This window comes from Dorea longicatena (assembly GCF_024168045.1).
Lineage (GTDB): Bacteria > Bacillota > Clostridia > Lachnospirales > Lachnospiraceae > Dorea_A.
This window is the reverse complement of record NZ_CP100126.1, coordinates 865,326-879,438: the sequence shown is the minus strand read 5'-3', so window position 1 is coordinate 879,438 and position 14,113 is coordinate 865,326. Positions and strand designations below refer to the sequence as shown.

Below are 14,113 nucleotides of genomic sequence, written 5' to 3'. Positions count from 1 at the left end.
CTACCTGCCTTTCTGTCCGTGTACCATCATAAATATGACTATCGGTGCACCGAATATCGATGTCACCGTACTGATATTCAGTTCCATCGGTGCAAATGCCATCCTTGCAATCAGATCACAGATCATACAAAATACTGCACCTCCGATAAATGTTCCCGGTATCACAACCAACGGTTTCGATGTCTGCAGCGCATGCTTTATCAGGTATGGAACAGCAATTCCCACGAATGAGATCGGACCTGCGAAAGCTGTCACACTGGCAGAAAGCACACTGGACAAAAGAATCAGTGCTACCCTGAAAAATCTGATATTTACTCCCATGCTCTGTGCGTATGCTTCCCCCAGCTGATATGCCCCGATTGGTTTTGACAGAAAAAATGTAAGTACCACCGTCACACCGATTACAGTAGCGGCAACCTCTACATTACTCCAGTTCATTCCCGAAAAGCTTCCCTGTGACCATCCATGCAGATTGACAATATCGGAATCTTCCGCAAAGGTTACAACAAAATCAGTAATTGCCGAGCAGATATATCCAATCATGATTCCACCCACAAGAAGGGTTGCCATATGTGTCATTTTCCTGGACAACAACAGGATAAATCCAGTGGAAATAAGTGCACCCGCAAATGCAGCAATGATCAACGTATAAGAAGATACAAAAGCATATCTCTCCAGGAAAAATATCATTACCAGCGCTACCATCATCTTCGCCCCGGAAGAAATTCCCAGAACAAACGGACCTGCAATCGGATTTGAGAAAAATGTCTGAAGCAGAAACCCGGATAATGACAATGCGCCTCCCAGGATTGCCGCCATCAGTACTCTCGGAAGTCGTATCTTCCATATAATGTTTGCCTCTGTTCCTTCTCCGCCTCTTCGAATCAGTATCTTGCATATTTCTGCTATTGAAATATGGACATTTCCCGTATTAATATTTAAAACTGTTACAACACAGAACGCCGCTGCCAGAACCCCGAATACCAGGATGTATCTGGAACGCCGCCTGAAATTCTCTTTCTCCATCGTTTCTCCTTTTAAAAAATCAGGTGAACACATCCAAACGCCCACCTGATTATTATACTGTATTATTTTACCCGATACAAGAATGTCATACCACTCTCATCTCCATCTGTCAGCATCAGATTGATATCCGTAATCAGATTTCCCACAATGTCCGTTGCCTGATACAGTGATTTTCCGGTGCACCACACATTTCCGCTCTTCACTGCCTTAAAATCTGCGAACAATTCACTCTTTGCTGTCAGATCTGCAATGCTATTGATCGGACTGTCGATCGATGCATTATAGATCAGATAATCTGCATTCTTTGCTTTTGCATAAAACTCTTCCATCGACAGTTCCACAGAAGCACTCTTGCTTTTTGTGTTCTTAAAATCCTGAAAAATGTATTTTCCTCCGGCAATATCGATCATCTTCGGAATATAATCACTACTGCTTCTTACGACCACTGTTCCATCTGTGTTCACAAAGAAATAAGCAACTGTTTTTCCTGTATTCTTAAAATCTTTCAGACTGCCGATCACTTCTGTCTGTGTATCAAAAAATGTATCTGCTGCATCTTCTTTGTTCAGCATTGCTGCATATGCTTTGATCCACTCCGTCCTTCCAAGCGGATGACTTTCATAACTGGAACGGTCAATAAACACCGGAATATCCAGATCTTCGATCATCTCCTGAACCTTTGGTGTATGCAGGATCATCGTGGATTCAATTGCAAGATCACAGTCCTCATCTATCAGCATTTCATAATCCGGTTCGCTGTATTTTCCTGCAAACAGGATCTTACCGTCTTCCATTGCTTTCTTCGCATGATCAATATACCAGTCCGAAGCCTGTGCTCCCGACATCCGGATACTGTCCAGCCCATCCATCGCATCAAACAATGCCATTGCCGATGTTGCTGCGAGATAAATGTGCTCCAATGGCTGTTTTAATACCACTATTTCTTTATCCAGATCTGCCGGTTTCTTCTTACCTTCCGGCACAATCAGATACTGCCTGTCTTCGTGTACGTCCAGTAATTTATATCCTTCTTTATAATAATAGACATCAAAACCCGTAGCATATTTCAGCTTCATTGTTTTCTTATACTCAAGACCGTCTATCTTCGGAGCATGTTTTTCTGCCGCCCCTGCTTCTTCCGTCTGCTGTATTCCGTCACCTTTCGATACACCCGATTTGCCTGAGGTGCTGCACCCGGTCAGTGCTCCTGTTACCAGAAGCACTGTACCTGCAAGTACACACAACAGCCGATATGTTCTCTTTTTCATCCTTTTCTCCACTTTTTCTGATCACAAGAGCATTGTCCACACTCTGCTATCTTACGCAATCTCTATTCTGCACTTTGGCCGTCACATCCCAAAATCACCTGGTAGACCTTTTCCCATTCTTTCTGTGCATCTTTTCCTTTTTCATCTTTTGCACGGTCAACGATCACCGGAATCTGAAGAAGCGTCATCTTTTCTGTCATCTTTCGATAAGCTGTCATCTTTTTCTTTGCCGCTTTTTTGCTGCTTCTTTTTTCCGGCAGCACGCTGGATGAAAGGAGTGCAAGATTACATTTGTTTTTTACAAGTTTCTTATAATTTAATTTGTCGGACGTTCCCGCATAAATGACTTCTTTCTCAGCCATCTTTTCTTTGATAGTTTCATTCTTGCATTTATTTTTCTTCACACCGACTGTTGTCACTTTATCAAGCTGTCCCAGTTCTTCCATCAGGGAAATCGTCTTATTCGATCCTGCATAAACACGGTCTGCCGGCTGTCTTACCACAATGACTTCCTTATCCAGCCCCGCCGGAATCTCTGCATTTTCCGGAACGATCAGATATTTGATCACTTTGTTCAGGTACAGTGCTGCCTGCTCCTGCTCTGCCGGATTCAGTCCGCTTATTTCTGATGCTTCTTTCCATTTCTTACCGGCTGCTTTTCTTCCGGTCTTTTTATTCATATCGATCTCCAACAATGTGATTCCCTGATCATAATGATATATCTTGAAATATTTCGCATACTCGGCTTTTGTTTCAGACTGATACTCCAGGCCGATGATCTCCGGTGCTACCTCGTCCATTTTTTTGTTTGCTGCTGCCGTCTTGCTGCTGTCACTTCCGTTTGCACCGATTACCGTTACTTCTTTTCCGTTGGCTCTCGCTGATGCATTGGCTTTTGCTGCTTCGGCAATGTATACAAAAATCGTATATTTAATCTCATGTGCCGTAGACATCGCCGTTGTCATACCCACAACCGAGTTATTCTTATTCAGTTCTACCGGAATTACAAAGGATGTAGAACTTCCTGTTTTCGCACTCGGATAATATACATTTCCATTCGCTTTTACATACTGGTAATGCGGACTGCTGAATGTGATCGTTGCATATGCCTGACCGCCTGTAACCGTTACCTTGCTGCAAGTGATGCTTACCTTTCCGGTTCCGCCTGACCATGAGAAGCTGTCCGGTGTGTATACACCGTCTTTTAATCCTGTGGTACTGTTGACTCTGGCTGTTGACTTATTCAGATCAGACTCGTATTTTGATTCCTGATCCGGTTTTCCATTGTTTGTCGTATTATTTCCTGTAGTTCCACTGTTTCCATTATTGTTTTCTGCATTTCCCTGGTTATTTCCGTTGGAACCATTTCCCGGATTGTTATTATTTCCGCCCGGTTTCAATGAGCCGTTGCTTCCGTTATTACCATTCGAAGCATTTCCATTATTGCTGTCCGCAATCTTAGTCATGCCTTCTGAATGAAATGTCAGTGTTCTGGTGTCCCACTTATTACTCTTTGTCGTATGAACGGCAATTGTCATTACCTCATCCAGTTTCTCTACCGGAATCTGAAATGTATACTGCTCTGCAAGAAGCGAATCCGGAAGAATCCAGTTCTTTTCATCATCCGATGCGTTATTTACATCGCCCAGATAGATTCTGTTATAACCCTGACCGCTTAATGTAACTGCCGCCGTCATCTGTCCATTCTTTACAGTCATAACACAATCCGTAACACGGAACATCTTTCCGCCGGCTTCAGCATTCACCTGATAGGTTCCGTCTGCTATGATACGTTTTGCAGAGGCAGATGAAAATATAAGTGTACGGTCATACCATTTATCTTTTTTAATGGAATGTGCCGCAACTGCAATTCCTTTATCCAGACTTTCTACCGGAACTTTGTATGTATATTTTCCTGCCTCATCAGCCACATATGAAATGTAGTCTTTTGCTGCAGCTTCTGCCGCATCGGCTGCTGATCCCATATAAAGATAATCATATCCGATTCCGCTTAATGTGATTACAGCATACATCTTACCTTTTTCAGATGTCAGGATACAATTCGTAACTTTGAACATCTTATTTCCAGTATCCACATCTACCTGATAATTTCCATCTGTCAGGGTTTTATTTTCTGTTTCCGATGCTGTTACCGTTACCTTGCATGTGGCTTTAAGCTCTGTTCCTTCCGCATTATTAATAGACACAGTCACCTCAGCAGTCCCTGCTTTCACTGCGGTCAGCTCAGCCTGTGTTCCGGATTTTGCAACGGTTACAATCTTTGGATCAGAAGAAGTCCATGTCATATCCGGTGCTGTCTCAGATGCTGATAATGCCGGTGTGAACTGAGGTGTCAGTTCCTGAACTTCTCCCTCTTTCATGCTGAGTTCAGATCCCTCTTTGAAACTTAATTCCGTAATAACGGTCTGATCCGGTATGGATGGTGTCGACGGGACCGTATCTTCCGGGATTGCAATATTGATCGTATATGCAATATTTTTTCCACTCATGGAACTGGTATGTGCCATAAAAGTCATTGAACTATTTAAATTAACAGGAATCTCAAATGTAACTCCGGCCTCGCCTTCTCTCGGTTTTGCATGATATATGTTCTGGGTTCCATTCACTTTCACCCATACTTTATCATACTTAGAACTGCTAAAATTTATCCAGGCTGTTGCTTTTCCATTCTTTACGATTACTTTTTGACACTCAATCTTCACCTTGCTTGAACCACCCGAAGTCAGTTTTGCCGAAAAATGATCCGCATCAACACCATATTCTCCGTCTTTCAAAGCACCTGCCATACCGCTGATATCAGTAATGTTCTCAAATATTTCGTCTTCGCCGATTGGTTCCGTCTGTGGGGCGGTTCCGTCTTCCTGCGTATTCTGTACCTTTTCGACAGCTACCTGATTTTTCCCGGCTTCTTTTGTGACTTCCTGACTTGTATCTGTCGTCACACTGCTTTCTGTCTGTCCGGCAGCGGCTTCTGTCTCAGTCTGTCCGGCAGCGGCTTCCGACTCTGTCTGTCCGGCAGTGGCTTCCGGCTCTGTCTGTCCAGCTTCATCACTATCCTGTTTATTCTCACTCAATGTATCTCCTACGGCTGCATTCTGATCTTCCGCATACACTCCCGATACCGGTGCAACTGCCATAGACACAGCCATAAATAAGGCCAAAAATTGCTTGGAATTATGTTTCATCTTATACTCTCTCCCTACTACTTTTCTGTCAATCAAAATACCCTTCCACGAAATCATCCGTAAAAGGGTACAAAATGGCCTTGTTAATTCATTATTATTTTCTTCCATTTTTGTACAACCAATTACTCGTGGTCCGGATTTACTTCCATGTACACTACAGGCAGGTCTCCTGACTCACAGATCCATACATCAGAATCTTGTCTTCCCGTTATCCAGTGACTTTTTTCTTTTCTGATATTCCCTGCTCACAGTGACGAGTTCGCACAGGACTTACACCTGTTTCCCTTTTCACCGGCTCTATCAATCTTATCCAGCCGGCACCTGCAGTTTTCATTCTATTTTTCTCATCTTGACTACGATACCATAAGTACCTGTAAAATGCAATTGTTAACCCAGATTCTGCTTCTGTACTGCCTCTTCGGTGCGGAATTTTTCAAATGTATGAACTACCTCTTCCGCATCAGAACCATCTACTACAAAAATCATCTTCTGATTCAGCGTAACTGTCATCATTCCCATAACTGATTTTCCATCAATGATAAGTTTATGTGCTGTATCTTCAATCAAGGTATCAGCCTCTACTTTCTGACACATTCTTGAAAATTCTACAAGCTGTTCCGGTGTTTCAAATTTTACATTCATTTTTATCATAATTAAGTCTCTCCTCTCAGGTGTATCCATCATTTTCATTACAAACACATCTGTTTATAAGAAAAATATAAATCAGTATACTACGTTTTTTTCTACTATGTAATATATTTTTTTATTTCTTAACATTGTCTTTTCACCTAGAATATATTATACTTATCTGGCATCATCCGTATTAAAGATAACTAACTATATATATATATCAATTTTATATATTATTTTGGAGGATATTATGAGTACATACGATTATTACCGTATTTTTTACCATGTTGCACAACATCACAGTTTTACAAAAGCGGCAGAGGTATTACACAATAACCAGCCGAACATTACCCGTTGTATGAATAATCTTGAGACAGAACTTGGCTGTCACCTTTTTGTCCGTTCGAACCGCGGAGTCTCACTGACGCCTGAAGGCCAGAAGCTTTTTAACCACGTTGCGATTGCTTTCGAACAGCTTGAACTCGGAGAAGCCGAGCTCAAGCGTGACCAGAGTCTTACAAGCGGACTCATCTCCATCGGAGTCAGTGAAAATGCACTTCGTATTATGCTTCTGTCCAAATTAGAAGCATTTCACAATCATTATCCACATGTAAGGCTTAAGATATCCAACCATTCCACTCCGCAGGCGATTGCTTCCCTGGAAAGCGGACTGGTGGATTTTGCAATTGTAACAACTCCACTTTCTGTTCAAAAACAGTTTCAGAAAATCTCCCTGGGTTCTTTCCGGGAAATTCTGATCGCCGGCCCGAAATACAAAGAACCGGCTTCCCGCATCTGCTCACTGGAAGAACTTACGGACTACCCTTTCGTCTCGCTGGAAAATAACACCAGCACCAGAGATCTTCATATTCAATACTTTTCTTCTCACGGGCTTCCGTTCCGTCCGGATCTTGAAGTTACATCCACCGACCAGTGCCTGGCTTTGATCCAGCACAATCTTGGTATCGGCTTCTATCCGGAGAAGCTTGCAGAAGAACCGCTCAAGCGTGGAGAAATTCTTCAGATCCATCTGAAAGAATCCCTTCCTGCGAGACAAATCTGTCTTGTACAGAATGCTTCCAGACCACAGAGCATTGCAGCGCAAAAACTAATCGAGACACTGATCCGTATCTGATGACGGATCAATGTCTCTTTTTTGTCCCTTTTTTATCTTTCGTTTCTCCGGGATTCTATATCCAGGAACATCAACAGGAAACTGACGATCAAAAGTCCGCAGGATACCCAGATCATATGGATTCCATAATTGGCTGAAAGATTGCCTCCGATTCCGGCTCCTACCGCAAAAAGAACTATAATTCCAAAATAATACATTGCCTGCCGCAATTGTTCCGGCTTTTTCTCTCTCAGATAGAAGGATAATGCCGCCGTTCCACTCCGTAAGTTTCCGATACACATAGTACTTGCATATGAAAATCCATTTACCTTCCGGAAACTCTGCACCTGCATCGCACAGGCAAAGGATACCAGAACAGTCGCGATCATATTTCCCCGCTGCGGAATAAATCCTACAACAAACAAAATGAGAATCTCTGCTCCCAGTATTCCCTGTCTCCAGTGCAGGCGCCTGGCATATTTGTACTTATTCTGGATCTGCTCCGCAATCAGAACACCTAAAGCAAATGCAAAAAGCGGAAATAAATATTTCAGTCCAGCCTCCCATTTTCCCGTCATGAAATTCTGGCTCATCAGCACCACATTACCTGTCTGTGCATTCGAGAATACTTCATTCCTCGTATTATAGGTATACGCATCCTGAAATCCACCCGACAAGGCCAGAAATGCACTACAGATGAATGCCTCCGACATCTGCTTCCCGGAAAATAAACTTTTCATTACTCCCATGTTTTCATCTCCTTAGAATAAAAACGGAGGATGATTCTCATACGTTCTTACGTTTTCCGATCCATCCCCCTCAGCAGACTATTATACGGAAGAATATCAAAAATGTGAAACGTATATTTGATATATCTTCCATATCTTTTTTATATATTCAATTTTATATTAAACATCCCAGACTTCTTCCGCAACTTCTTTTACAAATGAAACCTTTCTCCACTGCTCTGCTTCTGTCATGATATTACCCTCTTCTGTAGATGAAAATCCACACTGTGGACTTAAGCAAAGCTGATCTTTCGCCACATACTTTTCTGCCTCTTCAATTCTTTTCTTTACATCCTCTTTGTCTTCCAGTTCCGGAAACTTAGAAGTGATCAGTCCCAATACCACCTTCTGATCCTTAATATAGCGAAGCGGCGAGAAGTCTCCCGATCTTTCGGAATCATATTCGAGGAAGAATCCGTCTACGTTACAATGACCGAATAATATCTCTGCAACCGGTTCGTACCCGCCTGATGAGAACCATGTAGATCTGAAATTCCCCCTGCAGATATGCATTGTGACCGTCATATCTTCTGGTTTTGCTTCGAGTGCAAGATTGATCATGTCTACATAAGATCTCGCGATCTCATCCAGATCAAAGCCTCTTTCTTTATATGTCTTTCTCTTTTCCGCATCACAGAATTCTCCCCATGATGTATCGTCTAACTGCAGGTATCTGCATCCCGCATCATAGAATGCACGGATGACCTTCTGATAAGCGATTGCAATGTCATAATATAAATCCTTCATGTCCTGATAACGTTCGATCGGTATATACTCTTCTGCACGTACACAACAGATCAGATGCAGCATAGATGGTGAAGGAATTGTCATTTTGCAGAGAGTATCTCCTGCAACACTTTTCAGATATTTAAAATGCTCCAGAAATGGATGTTCTCCGAAATCAACTTTATCTGCTATCTTAAGTGTTGCCGCTTTCGGCTGATGCCCCTTAAAGTGTACAGACCAGTGATCCGACTTAATCTCCTCTACACCATCCAGATCTGCAAGGAAATCCAGGTGCCAGTATCTTCTTCTGAATTCCCCATCTGTCACAGCCTGAAGTCCGACTTCTTTTTCTTTTTCTACCAGTTCTTTAATTGCTTTATCTTCTGTCTCTTTTAACTGTTCCTCTGTGATCTTTCCTTCTGCAAATTTTGCTCTTGCGTCCTTCAGATACTCTGGACGTAAGAAACTTCCTACCACATCATAACGGAATGGTGCCTGATTACTCATATTTTATATCCTCCTGTACTTTGCTCGTTTTCTCTGTTGAAAAGTATAACCCATCTGTTTTTTTATGTATAATACAAAAAAGCAGCGGTTCTCCATAGTTTTAAACTATAGCACTCCACTGCTTTTCACCAGTATTCTGAATTATTCTTACATCCCGCCTGTGTATTTTTTCAACGCTTCCATATACACCTTTCCATACCGGCTCAGTGCCACATCTTTCCGCACAATCGTTCCGATCCGCATATATTCATCCACCAGAAGCGGCTTCCCGATGATATTCTCACCGTTCAGTTCTTTACTGATCACGCCGGAGCTTACCGTATACCCGTCCAGGCCGACCGCCAGGTTGAAAAGCGTTGCCCGGTCTCTGACTTTGATGTTCTTATTCCGGTCCAGTGTGCTTAATATCTCTTCGGAAAAATAAAAGGAATTATAATCCCCCTGCTCAAATGACAAATACGGATACTCTTCCAGATCTTCCAGTGTCAGTGCTTCCTTATCTGCCAACGGATGCTTTGAACTGATAAATACATGTGGCTTTGCTACGAATAACTCTTCGAATTTCAGATCATTCTGACGGATCAGTTTCATGATGATCGTCTCATTCTGTGAAGAAGTATACAGAATACCTATCTCACTTTTCAGCTTCGCCACATCTTCGATGATCTCATAAGTCTGTGTCTCCCGCAGTGTGAAATCATATTTTCTCGCATCAAATTTACGGATCACGTCTACAAATGCATTGACCGCAAAAGAATAATGCTGGCAGGATACGGAAAATCTCGGGTTCCGTTCATTTACATTCAGATACCTCTCCTGCATGAGGCCGACCTGATCCAGGATCTGTCTTGCATAGGCGAGAAATTCATCTCCCTCTGCGGTGATCGTCACCCCTTTATTCGTCCGGTGAAAAATCGTCACCTGCATCTCCTGCTCCAGTTCCCGGATCGCATTGGTAAGACTCGGCTGGGAAATGAACAGCTCTTTTGCCGCCTCACTTATCGTCCCCTTCTCCGCAACCATGGTAATATACCTTAACTGCTGTAATGTCATAAATTCTTCCTCCCTACAGCATATAGATCAGTGCGTTACAGATACATGCCGCAATATTACTTCCGCCTTTTCTCCCCCTTGCTACAATATACGGGGTATCTTCCAGAGTCAGGATCAGTTCTTTGGACTGTACCACATTTACAAAGCCGACCGGTACACCGATCACGAGCTCCGGACGGATTCTTCCGTCTTTGATCAGTTCATACAGGTGAATTAGTGCTGTCGGTGCATTTCCGATGGCAAAGATCAGCTTTTCATTCCGTTCACACGCTTTTTCCATACTGGCAACGGCTCTTGTTGTTCCATTCTTCTTCGCCGCCTGCGCCACATCTTCATCCGACATAAAGCAGTATACCTGACCGCCATACTGTTCCAGTCTCTTTTTGTTAATTCCGGAACGTCCCATCTGTGTATCGGTTACAATGGAAGCACCGCCTCTGATCGCTTCAAGTGCTTTCTCCACCGCATGCTCGGAGTAGACCAGATTCTTTGCATAATCGAAATCTGCGCTGGTGTGTATGCAACGCTTTGTAATTGGTGCCTGAATCTCTGGAAGGATAATACCTTCCTTCTCCAGTTCTTCCGTAATGATCTCAAAGCTTCGCTTTTCGATCTCTGTCGGAAGGACATTTTCTATCTCTATTTTAGTATGTGCTGCGTGATTATTTTTCTGTATATTCAACGTTTTCTTCCTTTCTCTTCATAGTCCGTCATAGCCCACATCTCATCTTTTCTAACTACAAAACTTGCCATCGGCAACTTCTCTTGCATACTTTGGTATCTACAGCTCCTTACGAATACATAGTAATCCCGAAAAATTATTTCTGCATTCCCATGATCTGATAGATTGCCTTCATGTCCAGATGTTTTCTGAGTGTATCTGCCAGAAGATCATACTGGCTTTCTTTGAATGCTTTCAGGTCTACACCTTCCACTTCTTCCATTGAAAGTCCTTTCTTTTCTGCCAGGGATTTTACGATCTCCGATACAATTTTCTCCTTATCAAAAATGCCGTGGATGTATGTTCCGTATACATTTCCATGCGAGATTCCGTCTGTACTGTTCTCTATTCTGTTTTCCGGCTCCATATCCGGAATCTGTCTGTCCTTTTTCTTCACCGTATCGTGAATCTGATTCATCGGACATCCTTCCAGAAGTTCGGTCTTTCCCATATGGATCTCGTATCCTTCAAACTTCAGATTCTCAAGTGCTTTCAGATTCCCCTCCACATGAAGGAGTGTTCCATTCACCCTTGTTCTGGTCTTTTCTGTGGTAAATGTAGTCGTTACCGGCAAAAGGCCGAGTCCTTTCATACTGCCGCCATCTTCCACGCCTTCCGGATCACTGAGCGACTGCCCCAGCATCTGATAGCCGCCGCAGATTCCCCAGACCACACAGCCGCCGGCATGCGCCTTTAGAATCTTCGCTTCCATTCCGCTCTGTCTTAACCATTTCAGATCTCCCATCGTATTTTTTGTTCCCGGAAGGATAATCATATCAGGATTTTCCAGTTCTCTTGGATTCTTTACATAACGCAGATTCACTCCCGGAGCATTTTCCAACAGCATGAAATCCGTAAAGTTCGAAATTCTCGGTGTCCGGATGACTGCGATATCCACCAGACCGATCCTTTCTTCTGCACCTTTTCCAGCCTTTGTCATGTTAAAACGCTCTGTCAGACTGTCTTCATCTTCAATCTCGACCTGCATATACGGTGTAACTCCGACTACCGGAATGCCGCCTCTTTCTTCCAACATAACAATACCGGGATCCAGGATTGTCTTATCCCCGCGGAATTTGTTGATGACCAGTCCCTTTACACGTTCTTTCTCATCATCTTCCAGGAGCATAAGCGTCCCCAGAAGCTGGGCAAATACTCCTCCGCGGTCAATATCTCCGACCAGAAGCACCGGCGCATCTACCATCTTCGCCAGCCCCATATTTACAATATCATCTTTCTTCAGGTTGATCTCTGCCGGACTTCCCGCTCCTTCGATCACAATGATGTCATTCTCTTCTTCTAATTTGTGAAATGCTTTCATAATGTCCGGTATGAGCTGCTTTTTATAAGCAAAATATTCTCTTGCACTCATATTCTTCAAGACTTCACCATTTACGATCACCTGTGATCCTACATCGTTGGTCGGCTTTAACAGGATCGGATTCATCTCTACCTGCGGCGCCACGCCTGCTGCCTCTGCCTGCACAACCTGTGCACGTCCCATCTCCAGTCCATCCTCTGTAATAAAGGAATTCAGTGCCATATTCTGGGATTTGAACGGAGCCACCCGGTATCCGTCCTGTTTGAATATTCTGCAAAGTCCCGCACACAGAAGACTCTTTCCTGCGTTGGACATTGTCCCCTGTATCATAATTTTTCCAGCCATGTTATCAACCTTTCATTCTCTTCTTCAGATCTTATTGCAATCCGGTAATGCCCTTCTGTCAGTCCTTCATAGTTACTGCAGTCCCGGATCAACAGTCCGCTTTTCAGTGCCTTCTCATACAGCCCTGCTTTTCCTTTAAAAAATATATAGTTTGCTTCCGATCCCCATACATTCAGACCAAGCTTTCTCATCCGCTCTGTCATCCAGAACTTTTCTTTTTTTATATATTCTCTCGTTCTCTTTAAATATGCTTCGCAATCAACAAGTGCTGCCACACCTGCTTCCTGTGCCGTTACCGACACATTCCACGGCTGGAGCATTGCCCTCATTCGTTTCCTAAGAGCTGCATTCTCACACAATGCATATCCAAGTCTTACACCTGGCATACAAAATATTTTCGTAAATGCTTTGATAATGACCACATTCGGATACTGTGTCAGATACCCCCGGCATTCATATCTTTCTGGTTCTTCCAGAAACTCTATAAAACACTCATCCAGGACCAGTATCGTACCGCATTTATTACACCTGTTCATCACACGAATCAGCAGTTCTTTTTCCGTTGTCTGTCCGGTCGGATTATTGGGATTGCACAGAAATATCATATCTGTATCTTCCGTAATCTGTTCCAGTATATCCTCCTGTATCCGGAAATCCTGTTCTTCTTTTAATCTGTAATATTGTACCTCTGCTCCAACTGTGCCAAGTGCCCGCTCATACTCGGAAAAAGCTGGTGCCGTCACCAGTGCTTTTTTCGGTCTCACTGCCATTACGACAGCAAAAAAAAGCTCTGCAGCACCATTGCCGCAGAGTATCTTTTCTTTTTCTATTCTCTCAAAATCACTGATTGACTCCCGAAGTCTGTCGCATCTGACATCCGGATAATACATGATCCTGTCTGCACTTTCCTGTACGCTCTTTCGTACCGCTTCGGGAACTCCCAGCGGGTTACTGTTTACAGAATAATCTGTAACAGATGGATTCCGGTAAATGTCTCCACCGTGAACTGTCTCTTTTGGTTCTGCCAACGTTCCTTCACCTGTGCGGATAAACCGCTCTCTCTGCTATTTTGCTACAACCATCTTACTCACTTTGCAGAAAATAGTCAACCGAAATCTTATACCTGAATTCTTGTTGCCGCATCGCTGCTCATTGCGATCCGCTGCTCACCACTTCTGATGATCAGGTCTCTTCCGGAATTCTGAATGACTGTGATCTCACTGCCTTCATCAATCTTGTATTTTCGGATCTTATCCAGAACTTCCGGGATGCCGAACATCCACTTGATGGTGTAGCTTTTTCCAGCCGCCGCCTTTGACAATGCCTGCATAACTAACACCTTCTTTACCTCTTTTTTATATTGTAAGTTGCACTGACTATGTTAGTCAACAGGAACATTGTTTGCACA

12 protein-coding genes and 1 riboswitch are annotated in these 14,113 nt (G+C 43.2%); of the genes, 1 reads left to right on the top strand and 11 read right to left on the bottom strand.

All coding sequences use genetic code 11. The features are described from left to right. From NKF87_RS04275 to NKF87_RS04260, 4 genes are all read right to left on the bottom strand, one after another. Entirely contained in the window at positions 1 to 1,026 is a 1,026-nt protein-coding gene (locus tag NKF87_RS04275) for a FecCD family ABC transporter permease (protein WP_173791062.1), read from the bottom strand. A gap of 62 nt (positions 1,027 to 1,088) precedes the next feature. Next, positions 1,089 to 2,294, bottom strand: a complete 1,206-nt coding sequence (locus tag NKF87_RS04270) for an ABC transporter substrate-binding protein (protein ID WP_117597086.1) — start codon at positions 2,292 to 2,294, stop codon at positions 1,089 to 1,091. A 62-nt stretch (positions 2,295 to 2,356) separates the two neighbouring features. Further along, positions 2,357 to 5,500, bottom strand: a complete 3,144-nt coding sequence (locus NKF87_RS04265) for an Ig-like domain-containing protein (RefSeq protein WP_117597084.1) — start codon at positions 5,498 to 5,500, stop codon at positions 2,357 to 2,359. Between the two features lie 141 nt (positions 5,501 to 5,641). After that, positions 5,642 to 5,840: riboswitch (cobalamin riboswitch) on the bottom strand. 47 nt (positions 5,841 to 5,887) lie between these two features. After that, positions 5,888 to 6,151, bottom strand: a complete 264-nt coding sequence (locus NKF87_RS04260; RefSeq protein ID WP_055281360.1) for an HPr family phosphocarrier protein — start codon at positions 6,149 to 6,151, stop codon at positions 5,888 to 5,890. Positions 6,152 to 6,380: 229 nt separating this feature from the next. Here NKF87_RS04260 and NKF87_RS04255 point away from each other — a divergent pair, with 229 nt between their 5' ends. Then, positions 6,381 to 7,265 carry a LysR family transcriptional regulator gene (locus NKF87_RS04255; RefSeq protein ID WP_055281358.1) on the top strand — a complete coding sequence of 295 codons (885 nt, stop codon included), beginning with the start codon at positions 6,381 to 6,383 and terminating at the stop codon, positions 7,263 to 7,265. Positions 7,266 to 7,297: 32 nt separating this feature from the next. Here NKF87_RS04255 and NKF87_RS04250 read toward each other — a convergent pair whose 3' ends face one another. The 7 genes from NKF87_RS04250 to NKF87_RS04220 form a co-directional block, all read right to left on the bottom strand. Further along, positions 7,298 to 7,993, bottom strand: coding sequence for a YoaK family protein (locus NKF87_RS04250; RefSeq protein WP_171029260.1), 696 nt, complete (start codon positions 7,991 to 7,993; stop codon positions 7,298 to 7,300). 159 nt (positions 7,994 to 8,152) lie between these two features. Beyond that, positions 8,153 to 9,265, bottom strand: coding sequence for a 5-methyltetrahydropteroyltriglutamate--homocysteine S-methyltransferase (locus tag NKF87_RS04245; protein ID WP_117597080.1), 1,113 nt, complete (start codon positions 9,263 to 9,265; stop codon positions 8,153 to 8,155). A gap of 147 nt (positions 9,266 to 9,412) precedes the next feature. Then, positions 9,413 to 10,318, bottom strand: a complete 906-nt coding sequence (locus NKF87_RS04240; protein WP_006426272.1) for a LysR family transcriptional regulator — start codon at positions 10,316 to 10,318, stop codon at positions 9,413 to 9,415. 13 nt (positions 10,319 to 10,331) lie between these two features. Beyond that, positions 10,332 to 11,000, bottom strand: a complete 669-nt coding sequence (locus tag NKF87_RS04235; RefSeq protein WP_242998808.1) for a precorrin-8X methylmutase — start codon at positions 10,998 to 11,000, stop codon at positions 10,332 to 10,334. A gap of 136 nt (positions 11,001 to 11,136) precedes the next feature. Next, on the bottom strand, positions 11,137 to 12,705 hold the full coding sequence (locus NKF87_RS04230; protein WP_117597077.1) for a cobyric acid synthase: 1,569 nt from the start codon (positions 12,703 to 12,705) through the stop codon (positions 11,137 to 11,139). Next, a complete protein-coding gene (locus NKF87_RS04225) occupies positions 12,687 to 13,733 on the bottom strand; it encodes a pyridoxal phosphate-dependent aminotransferase (RefSeq protein WP_055281350.1) in 1,047 nt (348 codons plus the stop codon). The genes NKF87_RS04230 and NKF87_RS04225 overlap by 19 nt, the downstream gene beginning before the upstream one ends. Positions 13,734 to 13,822: 89 nt before the next feature. After that, on the bottom strand, positions 13,823 to 14,035 hold the full coding sequence (locus NKF87_RS04220) for a ferrous iron transport protein A (protein ID WP_117597075.1): 213 nt from the start codon (positions 14,033 to 14,035) through the stop codon (positions 13,823 to 13,825). Between the last annotated feature and the right edge of the window lie 78 nt (positions 14,036 to 14,113).

Bases quoted from the DNA above. Each gene is read 5' to 3' on its own strand.
- NKF87_RS04255 (WP_055281358.1), top strand. From the start codon at position 6,381: ATGAGTACATACGATTATTACCGTATTTTTTACCATGTTGCACAACAT.
- NKF87_RS04230 (WP_117597077.1), bottom strand. From the start codon at position 12,705: ATGGCTGGAAAAATTATGATACAGGGGACAATGTCCAACGCAGGAAAG.
- NKF87_RS04265 (WP_117597084.1), bottom strand. From the start codon at position 5,500: ATGAAACATAATTCCAAGCAATTTTTGGCCTTATTTATGGCTGTGTCT.
- NKF87_RS04220 (WP_117597075.1), bottom strand. From the start codon at position 14,035: ATGCAGGCATTGTCAAAGGCGGCGGCTGGAAAAAGCTACACCATCAAG.
- NKF87_RS04240 (WP_006426272.1), bottom strand. From the start codon at position 10,318: ATGACATTACAGCAGTTAAGGTATATTACCATGGTTGCGGAGAAGGGG.
- NKF87_RS04260 (WP_055281360.1), bottom strand. From the start codon at position 6,151: ATGATAAAAATGAATGTAAAATTTGAAACACCGGAACAGCTTGTAGAA.
- NKF87_RS04270 (WP_117597086.1), bottom strand. From the start codon at position 2,294: ATGAAAAAGAGAACATATCGGCTGTTGTGTGTACTTGCAGGTACAGTG.
- NKF87_RS04245 (WP_117597080.1), bottom strand. From the start codon at position 9,265: ATGAGTAATCAGGCACCATTCCGTTATGATGTGGTAGGAAGTTTCTTA.
- NKF87_RS04275 (WP_173791062.1), bottom strand. From the start codon at position 1,026: ATGGAGAAAGAGAATTTCAGGCGGCGTTCCAGATACATCCTGGTATTC.
- NKF87_RS04250 (WP_171029260.1), bottom strand. From the start codon at position 7,993: ATGGGAGTAATGAAAAGTTTATTTTCCGGGAAGCAGATGTCGGAGGCA.